Origin of the sequence: Rhodoferax fermentans, from assembly GCF_002017865.1 — a bacterium.
In the GTDB taxonomy this organism is placed as follows: Bacteria; Pseudomonadota; Gammaproteobacteria; order Burkholderiales; family Burkholderiaceae_C; genus Rhodoferax; species Rhodoferax fermentans.
The window spans coordinates 3,173,292-3,198,798 of sequence record NZ_MTJN01000002.1 but is presented as its reverse complement, the minus strand read 5'-3'; the positions used below and the strand labels follow the sequence as shown (position 1 = coordinate 3,198,798).

The following is a 25,507-nucleotide window of genomic DNA, read 5'->3' as shown; positions in this document are numbered from 1 at the left end:
GGCGCTCACCCTTATCCATCAAGGGCGAGCAGCTATCAATCAGATATCAAATGAACCTGTCTCCCTTGCAACTCCTTAGTGAACATGGCTGCTTTGGTGGTCTGCAGTGCTTTTACCAGCATGACTCGCGTGAAATCGGCTTGCCCATGAAGTTATCGGTCTACCTGCCGCCGCAGGCAGCACGTGGCACGGTGCCTGCGGTGTTGTACCTGGCAGGCCTGACCTGCACCGAAGAAACCTTCATGGTCAAAGCCGGTGCCCAGCGTGTGGCGGCCGAACTGGGGCTGGCCCTGATTGCGCCCGACACCAGCCCACGCGGCGCCGGTGTGCCGGGTGAGGCTGATGCCTGGGACTTGGGTGTGGGCGCTGGTTTTTACCTGGATGCCACACAAGCGCCTTGGGCCACAAACTGGCGCATGGAGAGTTACCTGATGCAAGAGCTGTTGCCCTTGCTGGGCCAGAGCTTGCCGCTGGATATGCAACGCCTGGGCATCACCGGCCACTCCATGGGCGGGCACGGTGCGTTGACACTGGCGCTTAAATACCCGGAGCGCTTCAAATCGCTGTCAGCCTTTGCGCCGATCTGTGCGCCCAGCCTGTGCCCGTGGGGCCAGAAAGCCTTTGGCAATTACCTTGGTGCCGACCAGGCCACCTGGGCCGCGCACGATGCCAGCGTGCTGATGAACAGCCTGAGCACAGCGCCTTTCCCCGATGGCATCCTGATCGACCAGGGACTGGCCGACAAATTCCTGGCAGACCAACTCCACCCCGAGCTGTTTGAGGCCGCCTGCGCCCGTGTGGGCCAGCCGCTCACCTTGCGCCGCCACGCGGGGTATGACCATGGTTACTACTTCATTGCCAGCTTCATGGCCGACCATCTGGCGCACCACGCACAGGCGCTGAGCTGAGAATGCGCCACAGGTTTTGAGGGTTTGTCACTTGCTTCAATAATTGGATCCCGACCCACTGGGAGTGTGGGTCATTCCACAGCCCGTTCTGACAACCCAAGTGATGGGAGAGCCATGAGCATCAAACGTTTGATCGATGCGGTTGAGAAAATTTTCCTGGCTTTGATCGCCTGTTTCACCGTGGTGGCGATGGGCCAGGAGATCTGGGTGCTGATCGAAAACCGCCGGGTGGCCTTGCAGGACCTTCTGCTGATGTTCATCTACGCCGAGGTGCTGGGCATGCTCGGCGCGTTTTATGTGCGCCAGCGCAACCTGATCATCTTGCCCCTGTTCATCGCGATGACGGCGCTGAGCCGCCTGATTGTGTTGCAGGGCAAAGATTCCGACCCGATTGTTCTGTTGTACGAGGCTGGCGCGATTTTGCTGATTGCCGTGGCCTGCTGGATCACCAGCCGGATGCGCAGCGAGGAGTGATCGGTCTCCGCCAGAAGTTTTCCTTTTGAGGAAAATTGGCCTCAAGCCCTTTATCTACAAGGGTTGGTAGCTCTGATTAGCAGAGCGTTTTCAGAGGGATATCATGCTCAGCCGCCAGTGCCTCCAGCGCCTCACGGCTGAGTCCGGCGACAAAACTGGCAATGGTCTGGTGGGTGCTGACATCCTGCATCATGGCTTGGCCGCGCCAGGGCAGGCCAACTGCCATACACAGGGTCTGGGCAAAGTGCGGTTCCAGCGCGGCCAGGGCCACGCGGCCGTCCAGGCAGGGGTAAACCTGGTAACCGGCATGGCCTCCACCCAGCAGGGTGCCGGGCCCGGTGGCGCCCCATCGGCGGGGCAGGGCCAGGTGAGCGGCGGCGTCGGACAAGGCCACTTCGATCCAGCTACCCGCGCCGCTTTGGCGCTGCAACAGCACAGCCTGTAACACCGCCTCGCTGGCCATCAGCGCACCACCCATGTCGGCGTAGAGGGTGGTTGGCAGGTCCAGACCGGTGATCAGGCCGTTATCGGCCAGGTAGGTCAGATCATGGCCCGGCAGGTCGGCGTTCACACCGGGTGCACCGACGATGCTGACCATGGACAGTTTTGGGTAACGCGGTTGCAGGCTGGTCCAGTCCAGACCCAGTTTGCGCAGGGCGCTCGGGCGAAACGAGGTCAGCAGCACATCAGCCTGCGCCAGCTCGGTGTGCAGGGCCGCCTGGCCAAGCTCGGTTTTGAGGTTGACCACCTGAACCTCAATGCCCTCATGCAAGTCCCGGTAGGCAGCCGGGCTGTAGTGGCTCATCGGGTCGCCGGTGAGGCCGGTCGCTACATCGGTGTCATCTTTGGACTGTGGCGCGGGTGGCTCCAGTTTGCGACAACGTGCGCCCATCTGGCGGCAGCGTTGCAGCGCCGCAGGTCCTGGCAAATTGAGGCTCAGGCTCAGGATCTGAACCCCCGTCAGGGCCTGGGGCATGTGGGTGGGTGTGGTTAGCATGGATATGGGGGAGGGCGCTTAGATGGCCCATTTTGACGCAGTGGCTCAGGACCAGCACATGGTCTGCATGCCTCCTGTGCCAAGCGCAGCAAAGTGTCATTCACATGACGGCGGGCAAGCATATAAACGCATCATGGGTATTGGGCTGGCGCTGGAGGGGCCAGGGTGGGCGGGTAGAATTCGGGAGTCGCTTGGGTCATCTCACCCAGCTGTTATTTTGGGCCTCTTCCTCGTTTGTCTGCCAGGATGTTTCCTCGCCGAAGACGCCCGTTGCCTCAAGGATTTTCATGAAACGTGTTGATGACTTTCGCCTGAAATTCGGCCAAAAAGAGTATGTGCCGATCATGGTGGGTGGTATGGGCGTCGATATTTCGACAGCAGAACTGGCATTGGAGACCGCCCGCTTGGGTGGCATTGGTCACATCTCGGATGCCATGGTCAACGATGTGTCTGACCGCCGTTTTGACACCAGTTTTGTCAAAGACAAAACCAAACTCTACAAACACAACATCCTCAATGCCGACAAGTCCGACGTCAAATTTGACCTGGACATTCTGGCCGAGGCCACGCGCCGCCACGTGGGCGCCACCATGGAAGCCAAAAAGGGGGATGGCCTGATTTTTGTGAACTGCATGGAAAAGCTGACCATGAACGGTCCGCGCGAAACCCTGCAGGTGCGTATGGCGTCCGCGCTGGACGCGGGCATTGATGGCATCACGCTCAGCGCGGGTTTGCACTTGGGTTCCTTTGGCCTGATTGCTGATCACCCACGTTTTCGCGATGCCAAGCTCGGCATCATTGTCAGCAGCGTGCGTGCGTTGCAGCTGTTTTTGCGCAAAAACGCGCGGCTGGACCGCAAGCCCGACTTTGTGGTGGTCGAAGGCCCGCTGGCCGGTGGTCACCTGGGTTTTGGCCTGGACTGGGCGCAGTACGACCTGGCCACCATCATTGCCGAGGTGATCAAGTTTGTGAAGGACGAGGAGCTCAACATCCCGGTGATTGCCGCAGGTGGCATCTTCACCGGCAGCGATGCGGTCTCGTTCCTGGAGGGTGGCTCGGCCGCTGTGCAGGTGGCCACCCGTTTCACCGTGGCCGAGGAGTGTGGTCTGCCTGCCGACGTCAAGCAGGATTACTACATGGCCAACGAAGAAGACATCGTGGTCAACACCATTTCGCCCACCGGTTACCCGATGCGTATGCTCAAGGGCTCCCCGGCGATTGGTGACGGCATCCGGCCCAATTGCGAGTCTTATGGTTACCTGCTTGATGGCAATGGCAACTGCGCCTACATCACCTCGTACAACCGTGAACTGGCGCTGCACCCGAGTGGCAAAAACATCTCGGTGATGGACAAAACCTGTTTGTGCACCCAGATGCGCAACTTCAAGCTGTGGACCTGTGGGCACTACACCTACCGCCTGAAAGACACCACACGCCGTGGGCCGGACGGCAAATACCAGCTGTTGACAGCAGAACATATCTTCAACGACTACCTCTACAGCGTTGACCACCAGATTGCGCTGCCACCCGGGGTTTGACAGTTCGGTCCTGACCAGGCGTCTGCCCTGGTTGGGGGACCTCGCTGTCAGCGCTAAAAGCTGAACAGATCGATGAGTTTTTGCAGCGGGTCCAGGTCAATCGAGCGGGTTGCCGTGTTGTCTGAGAGCGCATCCATGACCCAGTCACCTTGTGACATCGACACACCCGCCGGAGGTGTTGGCATGCTGACGGGTTGTTTGGCCAGGTTCACACGCATGTAGTCGATCCAGATGGGCAGCGCCACGGTGGCGCCAAACTCATGGCTGCCCAGGCTGCGCGGTTCATCAAAACCCATCCAGGCCACCGCGGTCGTGCTGCCGCTGTAGCCCGCAAACCAGCCGTCCACCGCGTCACTGCTGGTGCCGGTTTTGCCGGCCAGGTCGTGCCGCGCCAGTTTTTGTGAGGCGCTGGCTGCGGTGCCCGAGCTGGTGACTTCGCGCAACAAACTGTCGGTGATGAAGGCGTTGCGGGCATCGAGCACCCGGTTGGCTTCCTGTGCGGGCAGCACCGGGGCGGCTTCAAACAAGACATTGCCCCGGATGTCGGTGATTTTCTGGATCAGGTAGGGGTTGACCTGAAAGCCGCCATTGGCAAACACCGAATAGGCCCCGGCCAGCTGCAAGGGGGTGACCGCACCGGTGCCCAGGGCCAGCGTGTAGTTCACCGGCTGTTTGCTGGGGTCCAGGCCAAAACGGGGCAAAAAATCGTGGGCATAGGCCGGTGTGATGGCGCGCAGCAAACGCACTGCGGCCACGTTTTTGGACTTGGCCAGCGCGGTGCGCAGGGTGATGGCACCGTCAAACTGGTTGTCGTCGTTCTGCGGCTGCCAGGGCTGGCCGCCGGTTTCTTCGCTGGTGAGTGTCAATGGTGCGTCGTTGACCAGGGTGCCCGGTGTGTAACCTTTGTCGAGCGCAGCGGAATAGATGAAGGGTTTCATCGCCGAGCCGGGTTGGCGCCAGGCCTGGGTGACGTGGTTGAACTCGCTGCTGTAGAAGTCAAAACCACCCACCAGGGCGCGCATGGCACCGGTCTGGTTGTTCAGCGCCACCAGGGCTGCACCCACATTGGGTATCTGGCTGATGCGCCAGCGGCCTTTGTTGTCCTGCTCGACGCGGATCACCGAGCCGGGCTTGATCTTGAGTGCCGCCGGGGCTTTGTCTTTCAAAGCATTGCCCGCAAAACGCAAACCTTCAGGCAACAACTCGATGCTGTTGCCGTTGGCCAGGACCGCCCGCACACTTTTGGGTGTGGCCGACAGCACCACGGCAGACAGCAGTGTGTCGCTGGCCGGGTACTTTTGCAGCGTGGCCTCTATCAACTTTTGGCGCTCGGTGGCGTCTCGTGGCAGGTCGATCTGGGCTTGTGGACCCCGGTATCCGCGCCGTTGGTCATAGGCCAGCACCGAGCGGCGCACCGCGGCGTAGGCGGCGTCCTGGTCGGTGCTGACCAGGGTGGTGTAGACGTTGATGCCGCGGGTGTAGGTTTCGTCCTTGAACTGGCCAAAAATCGCCTGGCGCACCATTTCGGCGGCGTAGGGTGCGTGGTTGTTGATGGACTGGCCCTCGGCCAGCACATGGATGTTCTCTTTGAGTGCGGCCTGGTACTGCGCTTCGGTGACGTACTTCAGGTCGAGCATGCGTTTGAGCACCAATTGTTGGCGTGCTTTAGCCCGCTGCGGGTTGGTGATCGGGTTGATGCTGGACGGCGCCTGTGGCAGACCGGCCAGCATCGCGGCTTGGGCCAGGCTCAGGTCCTTGAGCGGCTTGCCAAAATAGATGCGTGCTGCACTGCTGAAACCGTAGGCACGTTGACCCAGGTAGACCTGGTTCATGTAGAGCTCCAGGATCTGGTCCTTGCTGAGTTCCGCCTCGATCTTGTAGGCCAACATCACCTCGGTGAGTTTGCGCGAGAACAGCTTCTCCTTGGTCAGGTAAAAGTCGCGCGCGACCTGCATGGTGATGGTGGAGGCCCCTTGTTTGAGCCCGCCGCTCAGGTCCGCCAACACCGCACGCACCACACCTTTGTAGTCCACCCCACCGTGTTCGTAGAAGCGCGAATCTTCGATTGCCAACAGTGCCTGCTTTTGCACCAGAGGGATGTCTTTGATAGCAACAAAGTCCCGCCGCTCCTGGCCAAACTCGCCAATCAACACGTTGTCGCTGGTGTATACGCGCAGGGGGATCTTGGGCCGGTAGTCGGTCATGGACTCCAGGCTGGGCAAATCCAGGGGAGAGGCGGCATAGACACCGGGCCCGACCAGCACCCACAGCAACAACAGCGCACGGGAAATGTGTGAAATGGACATCTTCAAGTTAGATCAGGTGGCCAGAACGGCTGATGGGGTGGGGATTGGTGCCAAGGCGCCGCGTGGTGCGCTGGGCAGGTGGCTGAGGTCGGTCTGCATGTGTTTGAAACAGCCGCTGATTGTCCAGCTTGCCGCCTGGGCTCGTGTGTCAGCTATGTGAACCTGACACGGTCTTTTGTAAGCAGATGCAAATTCAGAACTGGATGCCCGCCGGATTGCTGGGTGACACCCGCGTTGCCGCAGCGGGAGCTGGTGCGCTGGTTCTGGCGGGTGCTTCGGGCGCCTTGGCCGCACTGGGGGCCAACTCCGTGGGTTTGGCCGCCACCAGTGGGCTGGGCTCGGCATAACGGTAGCCAGCGGGCAGCTTGTTTTTTTCAGGGTAACCAGCGGCGTTGAGGTACTGTGTCCATTCGGGCGCGGAATAACCCTTGATTTGCTGGCCACCCACGGTGAGCAGCGGCACCGAGCTGGTGTTGGCCAGGCGTTTGAGCGATTCGGCGTCGTCATTGCTCTCGACGGTTTTCTCCGTGAAAGGGATGCCACGGCTGCGCAGCAAGGTGCGGCCCTCGTCACAGGGCATACATTCCTTGGCGCTGAAAAGAGTCACCGGGTATTTCGCGGCCACCTGGCGCAACTCGTAGGGCAGCGCGCTGGCTGCGCCGCCAGCGTCTTTGCCATCTGCACTCAGGGGTGTGACTTTGGCCGCAGCGGCTGGCGGTTTGTCTGAAAAGGTGACACGCCCGTCCGGCCCGACGATGCGGTAGAGCGTCTGTGCTTGTGCCAAGGGCTGGGTCAAGATGGCAACCGTGCAAAAACATAGCAGCCCACCCAATATAGATAAGGGCTTGCGTGCTCTGATAGCACGAATATGAAGCTGACGATGTGCCATTTGCAGACCTCCTTTAACGCGTTTGGACCATGCCCTGGTGCCGCAACAAGGCGTCCAGCAGCGGCTCGCGACCGCGAAACGCCTTGAAAGACTCTATCGCCGGGCGGCTACCGCCCGCCTCCAGGATTGCCTGGCGGTAACGCCGACCGGTGTCCAGACTGGGCTGGCCTTCAGCGCCCATGGTTTCCTCAAAGGCGGCATAGGCATCCGCACTGAGCACCTCGGCCCATTTGTAGCTGTAATAACCCGCCGCATACCCACCGGCAAAGATGTGGCTGAAGGTGTGGGCGGTGCGGCTCCAGCTCGGGGGCTGCAACACGGCCACTTCATCACGCACCTGCTGTAGCAAGGGCATGATGTCCTGGGCCGGGTCGTGGGCGCTGTGCAACAACATGTCAAACAGCGAAAACTCGATCTGGCGCAGGGTCTGCATACCACTCTGGAAGTTCTTGGCCGCCAGCATTTTGTCGAACAGGGCGCGCGGCAGCGGCTCGTCGGTGTCGACATGCGAGGTCATGTTCTTGAGCACCTCCCACTCCCAGCAGAAGTTCTCCATGAACTGGCTGGGCAACTCCACCGCATCCCATTCCACACCGCTGATGCCCGACACATCGCGCTCGTTCACCTGGGTCAGCAGGTGGTGCAGGCCGTGGCCAAACTCGTGGAACAGGGTGGTGACATCGTCGTGTGTCAGCAAGGCCGGGCGGCCTGCCACACTGGCGGCAAAGTTGCACACCAAGTGCGCCACCGGGGTTTGCAGGGTGTGGGTGTCGGGGCGCAACCAGCGGGCACGCACATCGTCCATCCAGGCGCCGCCGCGTTTGCCGTTGCGAGCGGTCGGGTCCAGGTAAAACTGGCCGACCAGGGTGTTGGCCGTGTCACCAGCCTGTGTGGCGGGGCGCTCGATGCGGTAAAAGCGCACATCTTCGTGCCAGACCGGGGCATGGTCCTCGCGGATCTGCACTTCAAACAAGGTCTCCACAATCTGGAACAGACCGGCCAGCACCTTGGGCAGCGGGAAGTACTGTTTGACTTCCTGCTCGTTGAAGGCGTAACGGGCTTCCTTGAGTTTTTCACTGACATAAGGCCAGTCCCAGGCTTGCGGGTCACTCAGGCCCAGCTGCTCCGCAGCAAAGCTGCGCATGTCGGCCAGGTCTTGTTCGGCAAAGGGTTTGGCACGTGTTGCCAGGTCACGCAGGAAGTGGATGACTTTGTCGGGCGACTCAGCCATCTTGGGCACCACCGAGAGGGTGGCAAAGTTGGCGTAGCCCAGCAGCTGGGCTTCTTCGAGGCGCAGCGCCAGCAACTCTTTGATCAGCTCGGAGTTGTCAAACTTCTGGCTGGCCTCATCGGCCTGGTTGGAAGCGCGCGTCACATAGGCGCGGTACAGCTTTTCACGCAGTGCGCTGCTTTTGGCAAACTGCATGATGGGCAGGTAACACGGCATTTTGAGCGTGAGTTTGTAGCCCTCTTTGCCATCTGCCTGTGCGGCCGATTGGGCGGCTTGCAGAATGTCGTGGGGCACACCGTTTAGCTCGTCCAGCGTGGCGTAGTAGGCAAAGGCGTCGGTCGCGTCGAGCGCGTTTTCGCTGAATTTCTGGCTGGCTGCGGCCTGCAACTCCTGGATGGCGGCAAAACGTTCGCGCGCTGCACCTTGCAACTCCGCACCACCGAGCACAAAGTTGCGCAAGGCGTTTTTGTGCGCCTGGCGCTGCTCGGCTGTCAGGGTGCTGGGGTCAATGGCTTTGTACTTGGCGTAGAGGCGTTCATCGGCGCCCAGGCGGGTGTAGAACTCGGTGACCTTGGGCAGGGCGGCATTGAAGGCGGCGCGTAACTCGGGGCTGTCGGCCACGCTGTTGAGGTGACTGACGGCGCCCCAGGCGCGTGACAACTGCTCGGTGGCCACATCGAGCACACGGGCCATGTTGTCCCACTTGGCCTCGAAAGCTGGTGCGGTGACGGCATCCAGCGCCTGGTTGGCCTGGGTCAGCAGTTGTTCGAGCGCCGGTTCGATATGCTCCGGGCGAATCTGGTCAAACGCGGGCAGGTCGTCAAAAGAGAGTAGGGGATTGGTCATGGTGTTCAGATGGTGCTGCGTTCGGCGGCTTCAAGGGTGTTGACCAGCAACATGGTAATGGTCATCGGGCCAACACCACCCGGTACCGGGGTAATGAAGCCTGCGACCTGGCGCACGCCATCAAAATCAACATCACCGCAAAGCTTGCCCTCATCGTTGCGGTTCATGCCCACATCGAGCACCACCGCACCGGGTTTGACCATGTCGGCGGTCAATACATTGCGTTTGCCCACCGCCGCCACGATCACATCGGCCTGCAGCGTCATGGCCTTGAGATCAGCCGTGGCACTGTGGCAGATGGTGACGGTGGCGTTTTTCTGCAGCAGCATCATGGCCATGGGTTTGCCCACGATGTTGGAGCGGCCAATCACCACCGCGTGTTTGCCACGCAGGTCGTAACCAATGGACTCCAGCATCTTCATGCAGCCATAAGGGGTGCAGGGCCAGAAACCCGGCATACCGGTCATCAACGCACCGGCGCTGGCGATGTGGAAACCATCGACATCCTTGAGGGGCGAAATCGCCTCGATCACCTTGCTGGCGTCGATGTGTTTGGGCACCGGCAGCTGCACCAGGATGCCGTGGATGCTCGGGTCGGCATTGAGCCGGGCAATGTGGGCCAGCAACTCGACTTCACTGAGGCTGGCCTCGTATTTTTCGAGCACCGAGTGAAAACCGCAGTCTTCACAACCCTTGACCTTGTTGCGCACATAGACCTGGCTGGCCGGGTTGTCACCGACCAGGATCACCGCCAGGCCGGGGGTGATGCCACGGGCCTTGAGGGCGCGGGCGCGCTCGGTCACATCCAGGCGCAATTGTTTGGACAGTGCCACGCCGTCAATGAGTTGGGCGCTGGGGGTGGGTGTGTTCATCGCAAATCCATCATAAAAAAAGCCCGCTAATCCTTACGGGGCGGGCGTTGATAGCTATTCTAAAAATAGCGCAAAAGAAGCAGGTTTTGGCTCAGGCTTTGACCGCATTGGGTCCCAGGGCCACTTTCAGCAGGTCGGCCACGGTGTTGGCGTTGAGCTTTTCCATGATGTTGGCGCGGTGCGCCTCCACCGTCTTGATGCTGATGCCCAGGTCGTCGGCGATCTGCTTATTTAAACGGCCCGCCACAATGCGTTCCAGCACCTGGGATTCGCGCAGGGTCAGGCGTGCCATCAGGGCGTCGCGGGCGGCGGTGCTTTGGTATTCGGCAAAAGCCCCTTTGGCCTGCTCCAGCATGCGCTCCACCAGCGGCACCAGTTGTTCTTCCTGGAATGGCTTCTGGATGAAGTCCATTGCGCCCTTTTTCATGGTGTCCACCGCCATCGGCACATCACCGTGGCCGGTGATGAAAGACAGGGGCAGGGGGGAATGGGCTTCCATCAGACGGGACTGCAGTTCCAGGCCGGTCATGCCCGGCATACGGATGTCGATGATCAGGCAGGCCACTTCGCGCGGGTCGTAGCGGCTCAAGAAGGATTCGGCGGAGTCGAAACACCTGACCCGGTAATCTTTGCCCTCCAACATCCACTGCAAGGAATCTCGCACGGCTTCATCGTCATCAACGACATACACGGTGCCTTTTTTGGGGATCAAACTCATGACGGTACCTGAAATCCTGGTTGTTCAGAACGCTTCGCGGGCGGCGCTGAGAGGGGGTCCGGGTTGGGTATCCAGAACGTGAAACAGCAACCAACGACAGCCTCGCCATTGTAGAGGTTCTCCGCTTTCATTCTGCCCAGATGGGATTCAACAATTGAGCGGCACAAAGACAGGCCAATGCCCATGCCTTCGGGCTTGGTCGAGTAGAAGGCCTCGTACAGCCGCGCCATGACTTCCGGCGCAATGCCCTGGCCCGAGTCGGACACCTTGAACTCGACCACCGACTTGTCATCGACCCAGGTCGTGGCCACCCGTAGTTTCACCAGACGCTGTGCGGTGGGCTTCTGGGCGGTGTCGATGGATTCGGCGGCGTTTTTCAGCAGGTTCAGCAGCACCTGTTCGATCAGGATCGGGTCCACCAGGATGTTGGGCAGGTTGGGGGCGACGTACTGGTTGAGCTTGACGTTGCGCCGACGCAGCTCGATTTCGGCCAGTTCCACCGCTTCGGACACCAGGGTGCTCACATTGGCAATGCTGCGGTTGGGCTCACTGCGCCGCACAAACGAGCGGATGCGCTGGATGATCTGCCCGGCCCGGTGCGCCTGGCGACCGGTTTTCTCCAACGCGCCGAGCAGCTCGTTTTGGGTGATCTGGTTGCCTTTGATGCGCGAGAGCATGCCGTTGCAGTAGTTGTTGATCGCGGTGAGTGGCTGGTTGAGTTCATGCGCCACGCTGGAGGCCATCTCGCCCATGGTGATCAAACGACTCGACGCCTGGGCGCGTTCGGCCTGGATCTCGGCCTGCTCTTCGGCCATACGGCGTGCGGTGATGTCGGTGGCAATCACCATCTGCGCCAGGCGACCATCCACCCAGCTCAGGTAGCGGGTGCGCACCTCCAGCCAGCGGCCCAGGCTGCCCAGATACACCTCGGCGCTCTCAGCCTCCTTGTCAGAGAGCTGGCTGGTGGGCAGACCGGCAAAGGCGTCCACCATGTCCTGCGCCTCGTCACTGTGGTTCAGCGCTGGTACACCGGCCTCGGCCACCAGTTGCAGGTGTCCCTGAGCCTCGGTGCCAAACCACAGGCGGTACAACTTGTTGGCAAACAGCAGCTCGTGGCTGCCCAGCGGCGCCACCGAAATGGACGCATCCAACGCTTCAAGCACGGCGGTGAAACGCTCGTGCGAGGCGGCGAGTTGTTCACGCACCCGGGTCGGCTCGGTGATGTCGGTCATCGAGGTCATCCAGCCGGTTTGCTGGCCAAAGGCATCAATCAGCGGCGAGACATACAGGTGCGCCTCAAAGATCTCACCGTTTTTGCGTTTGACCCGGAACTGGATACCGCTGGGCTGGATCAGGCCAGCGAGTTCCTCGCGCAGCCTGGCCCGCAGCGCTTCGTGGTCACTCTCAGGCCAATAGGGGAAGGGCGCGGTCTGGTTCACCAGTTCCGCCTCGCTCCAGCCTGTCATCTGGCAAAAAGCGGTGTTCACATAGGTGATGCGCCCGTGCATATCGAGCGCGCGCATGCCGGTGAGCATCGAGTTCTCCATGGCCCGGCGAAAAGCGGTTTCGCGGATCAGTGCCTCTTGCGCCTGGATGCGCCTTCGGGTGTGGCGCCAATTGGCCAGCAGCAGCCAGGCCGTCACCGCACTGAGCACCATCACCAGCCAAAACAGGCCACTGCCGATCACTCCCAGCGAGGTGCGGTAGGCCTGGCCACGCAGCGACAACCCATTGCCGATGGGTGACACCGGCAGCTGGTAAGCGTTGACCGGATTGGCCCAGGGCAAGATGCTGCGGGTAAGGGTTTTCTCGACCAGGCTGGTGCCTGCCAGAACCTTGCTGTCGGCGTCCAGAAAAGCGATGGCGTATTTGGAGGTGACCTCGGACGGCACACCGTAGCGGAAGATCGCATCGACCGAGTAGGTCACGATCAGGTCGCCCTTGAAGCGGGTTTTGTCGATCAGGGGCAGGTGCAATTGCACCAGGGTGGGGCCGTTGTCCTGCTTGCGCGGGGTGGAATACACCGGCAACAACACGTCGCGCACCAGCAGGTAGTTCTGCACGGTTTCCTCCACCCGGCGGCGGATCTGGGCGCTTTGTTTGGAGGAGCGCGCCAGCACACCGCTGGCGTCAAAACTGCCACGTTCCCGAAAGCCGTCGTCCATCCAGGTCATGCTTTGGATCTCTGGAAACTGGTTGCTGAAGGCTTCTGCACGGCTGAGAAAACTGTCCTCTGAGACCTCGCGCCCGGCCATTTCGCGGGCGAAACGCATCAGCTGCTCCTGCTGCTCGAGCAGGCGCAGGCGTACCCGCTGCTGGGAGTACTCGACATCGCGGTGGATGGCCTCGCGCTCGCGCGCGATTTCTTCAAAACGCAGGTAGGCAAACGCCGACAGGATGGCGGCCAGAAACAGCAGCACCGCCGCCAGCGGTGCCAGCATGGCCAGCCGGTCCTGGCGGTGGGCCGTTTGACCCTTCCACCAGCGGCGCAATCTGGCGCGTGGGTTGAGCGTATCCGGGCTGTCGGCAGGCGAGGAAAGGGGCAGAGACATGGCTTGAAGTGTAGGCGGCTTGAGGCCTTGTTGTTGCTTGTCATATTTCATAATGCGAATTGACCCTACGCAATTTGAAATATTTTGAAATGCCCCTAGAATCCCGCTCGCGACAAAAATGGCCAAACCCACTACCATTCCCGGCCACCACACAGGAGACATGCATGTCAGTAGCACCCGATAACCATACCGCCATTGATGCGGATGCCCAGGAAACCCGCGAGTGGATGGACGCACTGAGCGCCGTTATTGAAAAAGAAGGCCCAGAGCGCGCGCACTATCTATTAGAGCAACTGCTGGAACACGCCCGGCAAAACAGCCTGGACATGCCGTTTTCGGCCAACACCGGTTACGTCAACACCATCGAGCCCGACCAGGAAGAACGCTGCCCGGGCAACATCGAGATCGAAGAGCGCCTGCGCGCCTACATGCGCTGGAACGCCATGGCCATGGTGGTCAAAGCCAACCGCCATCACCCTGAAGACGGTGGGGACTTGGGTGGCCACATCGGCTCCTTTGCCTCATTGGCCAGCCTGTTTGGTGCGGGCTTCAACCATTTCTGGCATGCCGAGAGCCAAGACCACGGCGGTGACTGCCTGTATGTCCAGGGCCACGTGGCGCCTGGTGTGTATGCCCGCGCCTTTTTGGAAGGTCGCTTGACCGAAGAGCAACTGCTCAATTTCCGTCAAGAAACCGCTGGCAAGGGCTTGTCGAGCTACCCGCATCCGAAGCTGATGCCCGAGTTCTGGCAGTTCCCCACGGTGTCGATGGGTCTGGGCCCGCTGATGGCGATTTACCAGGCGCGTTTCCTGAAGTACCTGCATGCCCGTGGCATTGCCGACACCAGCAAGCGCAAGGTCTGGGTGTTCTGTGGCGACGGCGAAATGGACGAGGTCGAAAGCCTGGGCGCGATTGGCTTGGCTGCCCGTGAAAAACTCGACAACCTGGTGTTTGTCATCAATTGCAACCTGCAGCGCCTGGACGGCCCGGTGCGTGGCAACGGCAAGATCATCCAGGAACTGGAAGGCACCTTCCGCGGTGCGGGCTGGAATGTGATCAAGCTGATCTGGGGTGGCAACTGGGACCCGCTGCTGGCGCGCGACAAGGACGGCGCCCTGCGCAAGGTCATGATGGACACGCTTGACGGCGACTACCAGGCCTTCAAGGCCAACGACGGCGCGTTTGTGCGCAAACACTTCTTCGGCCGCTCACCCGAGACCGCGAAGATGGTCGAGAAGATGAGTGATGAAGAGATCTTCGGCCTGCAGCGCGGCGGTCACGACCCGCAAAAGGTCTACGCGGCTTACCACAAGGCCGTCAACCACACCGGCCAGCCTTCGGTTCTGCTGATCAAGACCGTCAAAGGTTATGGCATGGGCAAGATCGGTGAGGGCAAGAACAACGTGCACCAGACCAAAAAGCTTGGTGATGACGACATCCGTGCCTTCCGTGACCGCTTCAATATCCCGATTCCCGACAGCCAGCTGGCTGACCTGCCGTTCTACAAACCGGCCGACGACACCCCCGAGATGCAGTACCTGCACGCGCGCCGTCAGGCGCTCGGTGGCTACCTGCCGCACCGTCGCACCAAGGCCGATGAGTCCTTCACCGTGCCGTCCATCGAGACTTTCAAGTCGGTGATGGAACCCACCGCGCCGGGCCGCGAAATTTCGACGACCCAAGCCTATGTGCGCTTCCTCACCCAGCTGCTGCGTGACCAGGCGCTGGGCCCGCGTGTGGTGCCGATCTTGGTCGATGAGGCTCGTACCTTTGGTATGGAAGGCCTGTTCCGTCAGATTGGTATCTACAACCCGGCAGGTCAGCAGTACACCCCGGTCGACAAAGACCAGGTGATGTATTACAAGGAAGACACCAAGGGCCAGATCCTGCAAGAAGGCATCAACGAAGCCGGCGGTATGAGCAGCTGGATTGCCGCAGCCACCAGCTACTCCACCAGCAACCGCATCATGGTGCCGTTCTACGTGTACTACTCGATGTTCGGCTTCCAGCGCATTGGCGACTTGGCTTGGGCTGCGGGTGACATGCAAGCGCGCGGCTTCTTGTTGGGTGGCACCTCCGGGCGCACCACGCTAAATGGCGAAGGCCTGCAGCACGAAGACGGCCACAGCCACATCCTGGCGGGCACCATTCCGAACTGCATCAGCTACGACCCGACCTTTGCGCATGAAGTCGGTGTGATCCTGCACCATGGCCTCAAACGCATGGTCGAGAAGCAAGACAACGTCTTCTACTACCTGACTTTGCTCAACGAAAACTACGCGATGCCGGGTCTGACCCCGGGCACCGAAGAGCAGATCATCAAGGGCATGTACCTGTGCAAACCTGGTGTCGAAGGTGTCAACAACCCGCGTGTGCAGTTGCTCGGCTCGGGCACCATCCTGCGCGAGAGTTTTGTCGCGCAAAAACTACTGGCCCAGGACTGGGGCGTGACCGCCGACGTCTGGAGCTGCCCGAGCTTCAATGAACTGGCGCGTGATGGCCAGGAAGCCGAACGCCAGAACCTGCTGCACCCGGCCGACACCCCGGTGGTGTCCTTTGTGGCGCAGCAGCTGCAAGGCAGCGAAGGCCCGGTGGTGGCGTCGACCGACTACATCAAGGCCTATGCCGAGCAGATTCGCCCCTACATCCCCAAGGGCCGCACCTACAAGGTGCTGGGCACCGACGGTTTTGGCCGCAGCGATTTCCGCAGCAAGCTGCGTGAACACTTCGAGATCAACCGCTACTACATCGTGGTGGCGGCGCTCAAGGCATTGAGTGAAGAGGGCAAGGTGCCCGTCGCCAAGGTGGTGGAAGCCATCGCCAAATACGGCATCGATACCAACAAAGTCAACCCCCTTTACGCCTGAGCGAGCGGAGACACAACATGGCAATTCTGGACATCAAAGTGCCCGACATTGGCGACTTCGACGAAGTCACCGTGATCGAGCTGCTGGTCAAACCTGGCGACACCGTGCGCGCTGACCAATCCCTGCTGACGGTGGAGTCCGACAAGGCCTCCATGGAAATCCCTTCGAGCCACGCCGGTGTGGTCAAGGAACTCAAGGTGGCGCTGGGCGACAAGGTCAAACAAGGCTCGCTGGTGCTGCTGCTCGAAGTGGCGGGTGAGGCTTCTGCACCAAATCAGCCCCAAGCCCCCGTGGAACAAGCGCCTGCTGCTGCAGCTTCTGTCGCACCTGCCGCCGCACCTGCTATCCCAACACCGGCTGCACCGGTGGCCGCCGCCGCTGGCCCGGTCGAAGTGCGCGTGCCCGACATTGGCGACTTCAAGGACGTGACCGTGATCGAGGTCATGGTCCAAGTCGGTGACAGCGTCAAGCTCGAGCAAAGCCTGGTCACCGTCGAGTCGGACAAAGCGTCGATGGAAATTCCCTCTGGCGCCGCCGGTGTGGTGCAAGAACTCAAGGTCAAGCTCGGTGACACCGTCAACATCGGTGACCTGTTGCTGATCTTGCAAGGCAGCGCCGCAGGTGCCGCACCTGCTGCTGCCGTGGCTGCAACGCCAAATGTGCCTGCAGCCCCCGCAGCACAAGCGTCAGCAGCTCCTGTTGCTGTAGCATCACCCGCCGCCGTGGCAGTAGCACCTGCGCTGCCCGCGCACAACCCGACCGCCCTGGCGCTGGGTCTGCCGCATGCCTCTCCGTCCGTGCGCAAGTTCGCGCGTGAGCTCGGTGTGCCGCTGGCTGAAGTCAAAGGCACCGGCCTCAAAGGCCGCATCACCGATGCTGACATCGAATCCTTCACCCGCTCGGTCATGAGTGGCGCGGTGCAAACCGCTGCGATTGCTGCGCAGCAATCCGCAAAACCCGCAGCCGCTGGTGGTGGCGAAGGCCTGGGCCTGATCCCCTGGCCGAAGGTCGACTTTGCCAAGTTTGGCCCGATCGAGCGCAAGGAGATGAGCCGTATCAAGAAGATCAGCGGCGCCAACCTGCTGCGCAACGCCATCATGATCCCGGCTGTCACCAACCACGACGATGCCGACATCACCGACCTGGAAGCCTTCCGCGTATCCACCAACAAGGAAAACGAGAAGAGTGGTGTCAAGGTCACCATGCTGGCGTTTTTGATCAAGGCCTGCGTGGCCGCGCTCAAGAAATTCCCCGACTTCAACAGCAGCCTGGACGGCGACGCGCTGGTCTACAAGCAGTATTACCACATCGGTTTTGCTGCTGACACGCCCAACGGCCTGATGGTGCCGGTGATCAAGGACGCCGACAAAAAGGGCATCTTCCAGATCAGCCAAGAGATGAGCGAGCTGGCCAAGAAAGCACGTGACGGCAAACTGAGCCCAGCCGAAATGTCTGGCGCCACTTTCACGATTTCGTCACTGGGTGGCATTGGCGGGCGGTATTTCACCCCGATCATCAATGCGCCTGAAGTGGCGATTTTGGGCGTGTGCCGCTCCACCATGGAGCCGGTCTGGGACGGCAAGGCTTTCCAGCCGCGTCTGATGTTGCCGCTGAGTTTGACCTGGGACCACCGCGTGATCGACGGCGCCGCTGCCGCGCGTTTCAACGTCTATCTGGCCCAGATCCTGGGCGACTTCCGCCGCGTATTGTTATAACTTTGTGGGTCAGACCACTTTGCGAAGCACATGTGCTCTGACCCCAACTAAATAGAAAGAACAACATGGCACTCATTGACATCCATGTTCCTGACATCGGCGACTTCGCGGAAGTCACCGTGATTGAACTGCTGGTCAAACCCGGCGACAGCATCAAGGCGGACCAAAGCCTGATCACCGTCGAGTCTGACAAAGCCTCAATGGAAATCCCCAGCAGCCACGCTGGCGTGGTGAAAGAACTCAAGATCAAACTTGGCGACAAGGTCGCCATGGGTTCATTGCTGCTGACGCTGGAAGCTGCAGGCGAGGGCGCTGCACCGGCTCCAGTCGCAGAATCCAAGCCCAATCCACCTGTAGCCCAGGTAACACAAGGGCCAGCAGCTACGCAAACGGTAGCAGCTGCAGCATCTGTGGACCCACCCGCAGCCGCCAATTTTGCGGGCAACGCCGATCTGGACTGCGATGTGCTGGTGCTTGGTGGTGGCCCTGGTGGCTACTCGGCAGCCTTCCGTGCGGCTGACTTGGGCCTCAAAGTCATTCTGGTTGAGCGTTACACCACCTTGGGTGGCGTTTGCCTGAACGTCGGTTGTATCCCGTCCAAAGCCCTGCTGCACGTGGCGGCGGTGATGGACGAGGTGAGCCACCTGGGCGACCTGGGCGTGGAGTTTGGCAAGCCGGTGGTCAACATCGACAAGTTACGTGGCCACAAGGAAAAGGTCATTGGCAAACTCACCGGCGGGCTGGCCGCCATGGCCAAGATGCGCAAGGTGACCATTGTTCGCGGTTACGGCAACTTTGTCGGCCCCAACCACCTCGAAGTGGAAGAAACCACCGGCAGCGGCCAGGAAAAAACCGGTAGCAAAAAAGTGGTCGCGTTCAAAAACGCCATCATCGCCGCAGGCAGCCAGGCCGTGCACCTGCCCTTCATGCCTAAAGACCCACGCGTGGTGGACTCCACCGGCGCGTTGGCTTTGAAAGACGTGCCCAAACGCATGTTGATCCTGGGCGGCGGCATCATCGGCCTGGAGATGGGTACCGTCTACAGCACCCTGGGCGCCCGCCTGGACGTGGTTGAAATGTTGGACGGCCTGATGCAGGGCGCTGACCGTGACCTGGTCAAGATCTGGCAAAAGATGAATGCGCCACGGTTTGACAACATCATGTTGAAGACAAAAACCGTCGCTGCCGAGGCAACCCCAGAAGGCATCAAGGTTAGCTTCGCACCCGCAGAGGAGGGCGTGAAAGTGCCCGAGCCACAAACCTACGACCTGGTTCTGCAAGCCGTGGGCCGCACGCCGAATGGCAAAAAGCTCAGCGCCGAGAAAGCCGGTGTGGCTGTCACCGACCGTGGGTTCATCAACGTCGACATCCAGATGCGCACCAACGTGCCGCACATCTTCGCCATCGGTGACATCGTCGGCCAGCCGATGCTGGCACACAAAGCGGTGCATGAAGCGCATGTGGCCGCTGAAGTCATTGCCGGTGAATTGCAAGGCAACAAGGAACTGGCAGCTGCCGCCTTCAACGCCCGCGTGATCCCCAGCGTGGCCTACACCGACCCCGAAGTGGCCTGGGTTGGCCTGACCGAAGACCAGGCCAAGGCGCAGGGTATCAAGGTCAAGAAGGGCTTGTTCCCCTGGACAGCCTCTGGCCGCGCCATTGCCAACGGCCGCGACGAAGGTGTCACCAAACTGCTGTTTGACGACAGCCCCGAAGCCCACGGCCACGGCAAGATACTGGGCGGCGGCATGGTCGGCACCCACGCCGGTGACATGATTGGCGAAATCGCCCTGGCGATCGAGATGGGAGCAGACGCCGTGGACATCGGCAAAACGATTCACCCGCATCCCACACTGGGTGAATCCATTGGGATGGCTGCCGAGATTGCACACGGTTCGTGCACCGATGTGCCGCCAGCGCGCAAGTGAGTTGACCACCTGAGAATGCTACTGACTCAGTAGCAAGCTGCGCAGATTCCGAAAGGGCTGCGCGGCTTTTTTATTCGTCGCTGCGCTTGGTCAGACCAGACACCACCGCCACCAGCAACAAACTGGCCACCCAGCCAAACAGGATTTCAAACCAAACGACAAAACGAACGAAGTGATTGAACGTCCAGTGTGCAAATAGCTCCTGATACCAACTGCCCTTGGGGGTGGGGATCAGCGGCGCCCAGTCCGTCTCTTGCTGCAGGTTCACCAGCGGTAGTAGCACATCGAGTGAATAGGCCAATGGGCTGAAGCCCGTGTACTCTTCCGGCAACGTTTTACACAGATACCAGTTGGTTTCGTTCTTGGTCTCGGGTTTTGCTTGGCTGTTTTTGCAAGATTGGTAGGTCGGCAGGTTCTGGAACACCAGCGGGTTGCTAGGTGCCATCACACCTTGCAAGGCCGCCCACCAATAAACCCCTGCGCAGACCAGCCAGACGGCCACCATCCAGATGCCCAAACGCATGGGTCGGTAGCCATAACCCATCAGCGCCTTGAAGGAGAAATGCAAGACTATGGAAGGATAGCGGTAAGCCGCACGCATTAATGTTGGCCAGGTTGCTGGTGTTTGCCCGACAAGGTTGGATGAGCGCAATCGGTCTTCAAACGCAATCGCCACCTGCCTAGCGTCTTCTACATGGCCCATGTTGCGCAGCACCGACTGCAGCTGTTTCCAGGGTTGTGGCCTAAAACTCTCAGCACCTGTGAACTTTGCATGTTGCTTGTTGAGCCAGCTTAGCCGTGTCTGCGCATCGGTGGGTGCGCCACCGGCCAGGTGACCATAAACAAATCCATTCAAAGTCAGTTGATCTCCCCACGAGGCTTCATCGTCCACCAAACGGCCCACGCTCGCGGACGTGAGATTGACGCCCTTCGCGGGAGTTGCCAGGTTACGAAAGAAAAATGAACCGTTCACCTTCATGCCTTCGGCAGACAGAGACTCGCCATCTTTGCCGTCCAGCTTGGCACCTGTGCATGTCAAATCAAGGCCAATCTGCGCTCCCAGCAGTCTGACTTCGCCGGTAGATGTGAACCCATTAGACAGGAAAACACCTCCTTTAATGATCGCGCCATCCGCCGACAGAGCGTCGCCATCTTTGCCATCCAGCTTGGCACCATTGCATGCCAAATCACGGCCAATCTGCGCCCCCAGCAGCCGGACTTCGCCGGTAGCAGTGAACCCGTTGCCCAGGTAAACGTCGCCCTTGATCAGCGCGCGATCCGCCGACAGCGCATCCCCATCTTTGCCGTCCAGTTTGGCACCTTGGCATTCCAAATTGCGGCCAATCTGTACCCCCAACAGCCGGACCTTGCCGGAGGCAGTGAACCCAGCGGAAAGGAAAACACTGCCCTTAATCATCGCGCCATCTGCTGACAAAGCGTTGCTATCTTGGCCATCCAGCTTGGCACCTCTGCACGCCAAATCACCGCCAATCTGCGCCCCCAGCAGCCGGACTTCGCTGGTAGCAGTGAATCCGTCTTTCAGGAAAACATCCTCTTTGATCACTGCGTTATCCGCCAGCAGTCCAGGTAACAAACTGCCTGACAGGTTGAGGCTTCCCTGGATTTCTGCACCGTTGAACACAGGAATGGAATCAAAGTGGGAACGGCGCAGTGACAGGTTGGTGGGCGTGACTGTGCCGCTCAAAATCAGCGGACCCTCAATCCATGCCCCTACAAGTTGAACACCGTGTTCATGTACCGGTACCTCGTCATCACCACCCAAGGCCAGAAAACGAATAAAACTGGCTCGAACCGTGTTGGTATCAGACTTAGCGGTGGGTCGTTCAGACCCCAGCACAGCCACCTCGCCATTGGCACAGGCGCTTAGCAGCTTTGATTCGCCTGGCTTCAGCGGCTGAAACTCGGCAAAAGTTCGGCCTTTGGGCAATTTTTTCATCGTGAATCCCTGATTGAGTTGCCGTCTGACATCGCTTTTGTCTGTGCAAAATGCGAACGCTGTCTTGGATTATCAGATCAGGAAAGTGCTGTAGGCGGCCAAGTTCAATGCGAGTTGAACTTATGGCGACAGAGCATTCGCGTGGCGGAGATGGCGCATGGCCGCTGCACCGATGTGCCGCCAGCGACAAGTGAGTTGATCGCCTGAAAACGCTACTGACTCGGTAGCAAGCCGCGCATATTCCGTAAGGTCTGCGCGGCTTATTTGTTGCCAATGTGGTGTGCAGGTTCGGCATTCGCCTTCTCAGGCTAGTGACGCCGAACCCACACCCGCGAAGAGTCGTCCGTTACGGCATGACCTCAACGTACTCGTAGACCTCGCAGTCCATGATCTGCTTGCGCACGGGCAGGCTGAGTTGCTCGAACCAGGCTTGCGGGTTGCGCTTGTCGATTTCCTGGCCCATGAAACGGATCAGCTCACAAATGGGTTCGACCACGTTGTTGCGGTACTGCAGGTCGTTCGTCACATAACCCCGGTGCATGTTTTTCATGCAGTTGCCGCGGCACCAGGCATAGGCCTCGCAGTCGTGGCAAGGCATGGCCGGGTCTTGTTGCAGCGGGCTTTTCTTGAGCCAGTTGCCCTTGATGTCGCCCATCTTCATGGCCGGGTCGTACATCATGTCGGGGCAGGGGTAGATCTCGCCGTTGGGCATGACGTTGAGCAAGTGGGTGGAGACGCGGCACTGGCTGGCACCAGCGTACAGCTCCAGCGCCCGTGTGGGGAAGAGCTTGTTGCGCACCATGCCCATCAGCGGGATCAGCGGGTAAAGCACATCGGTGCGCGAGAAAAATTTGTCGATCAACTGCACCAGCACCGCCTTGCGCTTGGCCACCGAGTCACCGGCGTACATCTCGTCGGCCACAAACTGCCAGTACAGGTAGTCAAACGGGGAGCCCTCGACCACCAGCTGGTCGAGTTCTTCGAAGCAGGTGTCGGGGTTGCCCCAGGTGACGCGGGCGGTGACCGTGCCACCGATGTGGTCGCGCACTTCTTTGAGGTTCTTCACCACCTGGCGGTAGATGCCTTTGCCACGGTAGCCGTCGGTGGTGGACTCGCCACCGTCGATCGAGGCCAGCACATTGGACAGGCGGTTCAGCGCCCACTCGGGCAGGTTGTCGATCAGTGTGGCATTGGTCTGCAACTGGAAGCGAAAGCTCGGGAAACGCTGCATCACCTCCAGCATCAGCTTCTTGTTCAGCGTGGGTTCACCGCCGTAGAAGGTGACATAAATTTCTTTGCCCTTCAGGTGCCGATCCACAAAGGCGCTGAGCTGCTTTATGTCGTACTCCACATGGACTTGTGAGCCCAACATGTCGCCAACCCCCAGCGAACAATAGCTGCATTTGAGGTTGCATTTGAGGGTGGTGAGCAATTGCAGTTCCACCCGGCCGCCCACAATCGGGTTGGCGTCGGACTGGGAAACCTCTGTTGTGGCGGTCTGGGGGACGAAGTGGATCGGTGTCTCGGTGTGCATAGTGTGGTGGTGGGGGCTCCGGTAAGCGGGGCGATCAAAGGCTAAAAATTGGCGCACAGCAACAGGCCTGCCGCCGTTTGCGGGGCGCCGATGGTAATCGCGGGGCGTGTCAAAACAGGGTGGTTTGATGCGGTTTTTGCCGCGCTTTGGGCAGTGAATGCACTTTGTTTGATCTAGTCGAGGTTTGGCGGGCTCGCGACATTCTTCAGACTTGACCTGGATCTATGTGTTGTCTTCACGGTTAGGCCAGCCCGAACACTGGCTACCCACACTGATTTCATACCTGAGACCCATGCCATACTTCAGCCAATGCGGTTGAAATTCCTGTCCGTCGTTTCGTCGGTATTTCAGTTCCAGGAAAACCGCCACGAATACCATGCTTGACTACATCCGCCGCTACGCTGACACCATCCTCAACACTTACCGCGATCCTTATCACGGCACACCCTTGTTTTTTGACGGCATGAACACCTTCACCGGTGAGCCGGTGAAGTGGCGCAACATGGAAGGCACCGACTGGGAGCCTTCCAACCTGGCCTCCCAGCAGAACCTGTTTCGCACTTTGTCAGCACTCTCGGCTTTGAGCGGTGATGGCAAGTACAAACAAGCGGCGATGGACGCGATCCGCTGGCATTTTGACCACGCGGACGCTTCGGGGCTGCTGACCTGGGGTGGGCATTGTTTTCTGGACCTGAAGACGCTCGATACCGTCGGCCCCGAAGGCAAAAACAAGGTGCATGAGATCAAGCACCATTACCCGTTCTACGAGCTGATGTTCGAGGTTGACCCGCAGGCCACCGCAAAACTCATCAAGGCCGAGTGGAACTGCCACATCGACAACTGGGACACCCTCGAACTCACGCGCCACGGCAGCTACGGCAGGCCCTTGCCCGCAACAGGCTTCTGGGACAAACCGATGCATCGCGATCTGGAGATCCTGCGCGAAGCCAAGGGGCTCTCCTTTGTGAACATCGGCAATGACCTGATCTACGGCGCCGGTTTGCTCGGCCAGCGGGTGCCGGGGGAGGAGAAAGCGCTCGACTGGGCCGAGTTTTTGGCCTGGCAGTATGTGCGCAGCCGTTACCCTGCGACCGGTCTGGGGTGTTACCAGTTCAACCGCCCGGTCAAGCGTGAGGAGGCGCCAACCGACGAGAACCACCCACAGTTCACCTACTCCTTCTACGGTGATCGCGCCCAGCGCCAGTTTGGCCCGGAGTATGGCGACGTGGCCCAGGAAGCCTGGGTGCTGTTCAAGATGGACCCGGACGCCATGAACGGCCCGGAAGGCATCTACGGTGACGCCACCCTGGCCCAGCTCACACTGGCCCGCCAGCTCGGTGCCAAGGGTGAGCAACTCAAACAATGGGCTGTCGACGGCCTGGAAGCCTGGTTGCGTTACGCCTATGTGCCAGAAACCAACGAGATCAAGCCGATGTTTGCTGATGGCAAGGACCTGACCGGGCAAGTGTTCCCACGTCGGGGCTTCTACGGCAAAAAGGGCTGGGTTTTCGAGCGCAAGCCGATCAACACCATCGTTTTCCTGTCCACCGTGACAGCCTGGGCCATGACCGGGCGTGCCTCACTCTGGCAGCATGTGGTAGCGATGGCGCGCCATTTTGGGCTGGGTGAATGGCATGCCACGGACCCTGCTGCATCCAAGGCACCTCTGGTGGCCAGCCAGGCAGACGCCATCCTGCTGTTTGCAGCGCTGGAAGTTGCCCGCGCAACGCAGGCCCCGGCCTACCTGGCGTTGGCCAAGAGCATTGGTGAGCAGATCATGGCGCAACATGCCCACCGCGGCATGTTTGTGCCGAGCGAGAAACATGTCCATTGCCGTTTTGACGACACCGATGCACTCGCCCTGTTGACCCTGATCGCTACTGAGCGTGGCTGCCCCGAGCTGGTGCCGGGCTTTCGCTCGCAGGGTGGCTACATCCACGGCGACATCCAGATCGACGATGGCAGCAAGAAAAACATCCTGGACATCAAGGACATCTACCCGCTGACGATGGCCTGAGTCCATTTCGGCCCTCTGGGCCTGCTCCCGCGCCATGGCAATGACTGTGGCCACGGTCCGGGGTGATGGAGTTGCCCAACGTCGGCTTGACGATTCCCTCGAAGCCTGTGGTCGCGGCAAGCTCGTGGGTGGTACCCGACACGATACAAAAAAGGCCA

General features: G+C 60.1%; 16 protein-coding genes. 7 read left to right on the top strand and 9 right to left on the bottom strand.

What is annotated here, in order from left to right:
- Window positions 1-50: 50 nt before the first annotated feature.
- Both fghA and RF819_RS14925 read left to right on the top strand, forming a co-directional pair.
- Complete coding sequence (gene fghA / locus RF819_RS14930) at window positions 51-908, top strand: S-formylglutathione hydrolase (RefSeq protein ID WP_078365711.1); 858 nt, start codon at window positions 51-53, stop codon at window positions 906-908.
- Between the two features lie 114 nt (window positions 909-1,022).
- The gene (locus RF819_RS14925) at window positions 1,023-1,382 is read left to right on the top strand and encodes a phosphate-starvation-inducible protein PsiE (RefSeq protein ID WP_078365710.1); all 360 of its coding nucleotides are present in this window, start codon (window positions 1,023-1,025) and stop codon (window positions 1,380-1,382) included.
- A gap of 76 nt (window positions 1,383-1,458) precedes the next feature.
- Here RF819_RS14925 and RF819_RS14920 read toward each other — a convergent pair whose 3' ends face one another.
- Window positions 1,459-2,379: a CoA transferase gene (locus RF819_RS14920; RefSeq protein WP_078365709.1), complete on the bottom strand. Its 921-nt coding sequence runs from the start codon at window positions 2,377-2,379 to the stop codon at window positions 1,459-1,461.
- A gap of 287 nt (window positions 2,380-2,666) precedes the next feature.
- Between RF819_RS14920 and RF819_RS14915 the strand changes: the two genes are divergently transcribed.
- On the top strand, window positions 2,667-3,917 hold the full coding sequence (locus RF819_RS14915; protein WP_078365708.1) for a nitronate monooxygenase: 1,251 nt from the start codon (window positions 2,667-2,669) through the stop codon (window positions 3,915-3,917).
- Window positions 3,918-3,970: 53 nt separating this feature from the next.
- On the opposite strand, the gene RF819_RS14910 is transcribed toward RF819_RS14915, so the two are convergent.
- From RF819_RS14910 to RF819_RS14885, 6 genes are all read right to left on the bottom strand, one after another.
- Window positions 3,971-6,223 (bottom strand): penicillin-binding protein 1A, encoded by a 2,253-nt coding sequence (locus tag RF819_RS14910; protein ID WP_078365707.1) that lies wholly within the window; start codon window positions 6,221-6,223, stop codon window positions 3,971-3,973.
- A 193-nt stretch (window positions 6,224-6,416) separates the two neighbouring features.
- Entirely contained in the window at window positions 6,417-7,019 is a 603-nt protein-coding gene (locus RF819_RS14905) for a glutaredoxin family protein (RefSeq protein ID WP_242472722.1), read from the bottom strand.
- A gap of 106 nt (window positions 7,020-7,125) precedes the next feature.
- Window positions 7,126-9,189, bottom strand: a complete 2,064-nt coding sequence (locus tag RF819_RS14900) for a M3 family metallopeptidase (RefSeq protein ID WP_078365705.1) — start codon at window positions 9,187-9,189, stop codon at window positions 7,126-7,128.
- 5 nt (window positions 9,190-9,194) lie between these two features.
- The gene (gene folD, locus RF819_RS14895) at window positions 9,195-10,061 is read right to left on the bottom strand and encodes a bifunctional methylenetetrahydrofolate dehydrogenase/methenyltetrahydrofolate cyclohydrolase FolD (RefSeq protein WP_078365704.1); all 867 of its coding nucleotides are present in this window, start codon (window positions 10,059-10,061) and stop codon (window positions 9,195-9,197) included.
- Between the two features lie 91 nt (window positions 10,062-10,152).
- The gene (locus RF819_RS14890; RefSeq protein WP_078365703.1) at window positions 10,153-10,779 is read right to left on the bottom strand and encodes a response regulator transcription factor; all 627 of its coding nucleotides are present in this window, start codon (window positions 10,777-10,779) and stop codon (window positions 10,153-10,155) included.
- Window positions 10,776-13,331, bottom strand: coding sequence for a PAS domain-containing sensor histidine kinase (locus RF819_RS14885; RefSeq protein WP_169906456.1), 2,556 nt, complete (start codon window positions 13,329-13,331; stop codon window positions 10,776-10,778). Before RF819_RS14885 ends, RF819_RS14890 begins: the two co-directional genes overlap by 4 nt.
- A 164-nt stretch (window positions 13,332-13,495) precedes the next feature.
- On the opposite strand from RF819_RS14885, the gene aceE reads away from it, so the two are divergent.
- The 3 genes from aceE to lpdA all read left to right on the top strand — a co-directional run bounded on the left by aceE (window position 13,496) and on the right by lpdA (window position 19,841).
- Window positions 13,496-16,198: a pyruvate dehydrogenase (acetyl-transferring), homodimeric type gene (aceE, locus tag RF819_RS14880; RefSeq protein ID WP_078365702.1), complete on the top strand. Its 2,703-nt coding sequence runs from the start codon at window positions 13,496-13,498 to the stop codon at window positions 16,196-16,198.
- A 17-nt stretch (window positions 16,199-16,215) separates the two neighbouring features.
- On the top strand, window positions 16,216-17,913 hold the full coding sequence (gene aceF / locus RF819_RS14875; protein WP_078365701.1) for a dihydrolipoyllysine-residue acetyltransferase: 1,698 nt from the start codon (window positions 16,216-16,218) through the stop codon (window positions 17,911-17,913).
- 65 nt (window positions 17,914-17,978) lie between these two features.
- Entirely contained in the window at window positions 17,979-19,841 is a 1,863-nt protein-coding gene (gene lpdA, locus RF819_RS14870; protein ID WP_078365700.1) for a dihydrolipoyl dehydrogenase, read from the top strand.
- A 70-nt stretch (window positions 19,842-19,911) separates the two neighbouring features.
- Here lpdA and RF819_RS21545 read toward each other — a convergent pair whose 3' ends face one another.
- Window positions 19,912-21,798 (bottom strand): hypothetical protein, encoded by a 1,887-nt coding sequence (locus RF819_RS21545; RefSeq protein WP_200224064.1) that lies wholly within the window; start codon window positions 21,796-21,798, stop codon window positions 19,912-19,914.
- Between the two features lie 346 nt (window positions 21,799-22,144).
- Window positions 22,145-23,332 carry a radical SAM/SPASM domain-containing protein gene (locus RF819_RS14860; RefSeq protein WP_078365699.1) on the bottom strand — a complete coding sequence of 396 codons (1,188 nt, stop codon included), beginning with the start codon at window positions 23,330-23,332 and terminating at the stop codon, window positions 22,145-22,147.
- A gap of 376 nt (window positions 23,333-23,708) precedes the next feature.
- On the opposite strand from RF819_RS14860, the gene RF819_RS14855 reads away from it, so the two are divergent.
- Window positions 23,709-25,349: a pectate lyase gene (locus RF819_RS14855; protein ID WP_078365698.1), complete on the top strand. Its 1,641-nt coding sequence runs from the start codon at window positions 23,709-23,711 to the stop codon at window positions 25,347-25,349.
- The last annotated feature ends 158 nt before the right edge of the window (window positions 25,350-25,507 follow it).

Bases quoted from the DNA above. Each gene is read 5' to 3' on its own strand.
- RF819_RS14885 (WP_169906456.1), bottom strand. From the start codon at position 13,331: ATGTCTCTGCCCCTTTCCTCGCCTGCCGACAGCCCGGATACGCTCAAC.
- RF819_RS14900 (WP_078365705.1), bottom strand. From the start codon at position 9,189: ATGACCAATCCCCTACTCTCTTTTGACGACCTGCCCGCGTTTGACCAG.
- RF819_RS14890 (WP_078365703.1), bottom strand. From the start codon at position 10,779: ATGAGTTTGATCCCCAAAAAAGGCACCGTGTATGTCGTTGATGACGAT.
- RF819_RS14925 (WP_078365710.1), top strand. From the start codon at position 1,023: ATGAGCATCAAACGTTTGATCGATGCGGTTGAGAAAATTTTCCTGGCT.
- aceE (WP_078365702.1), top strand. From the start codon at position 13,496: ATGTCAGTAGCACCCGATAACCATACCGCCATTGATGCGGATGCCCAG.
- fghA (WP_078365711.1), top strand. From the start codon at position 51: ATGAACCTGTCTCCCTTGCAACTCCTTAGTGAACATGGCTGCTTTGGT.
- RF819_RS14910 (WP_078365707.1), bottom strand. From the start codon at position 6,223: ATGTCCATTTCACACATTTCCCGTGCGCTGTTGTTGCTGTGGGTGCTG.
- RF819_RS14915 (WP_078365708.1), top strand. From the start codon at position 2,667: ATGAAACGTGTTGATGACTTTCGCCTGAAATTCGGCCAAAAAGAGTAT.
- folD (WP_078365704.1), bottom strand. From the start codon at position 10,061: ATGAACACACCCACCCCCAGCGCCCAACTCATTGACGGCGTGGCACTG.
- lpdA (WP_078365700.1), top strand. From the start codon at position 17,979: ATGGCACTCATTGACATCCATGTTCCTGACATCGGCGACTTCGCGGAA.
- RF819_RS21545 (WP_200224064.1), bottom strand. From the start codon at position 21,798: ATGAAAAAATTGCCCAAAGGCCGAACTTTTGCCGAGTTTCAGCCGCTG.
- aceF (WP_078365701.1), top strand. From the start codon at position 16,216: ATGGCAATTCTGGACATCAAAGTGCCCGACATTGGCGACTTCGACGAA.
- RF819_RS14855 (WP_078365698.1), top strand. From the start codon at position 23,709: ATGCTTGACTACATCCGCCGCTACGCTGACACCATCCTCAACACTTAC.
- RF819_RS14860 (WP_078365699.1), bottom strand. From the start codon at position 23,332: ATGCACACCGAGACACCGATCCACTTCGTCCCCCAGACCGCCACAACA.
- RF819_RS14920 (WP_078365709.1), bottom strand. From the start codon at position 2,379: ATGCTAACCACACCCACCCACATGCCCCAGGCCCTGACGGGGGTTCAG.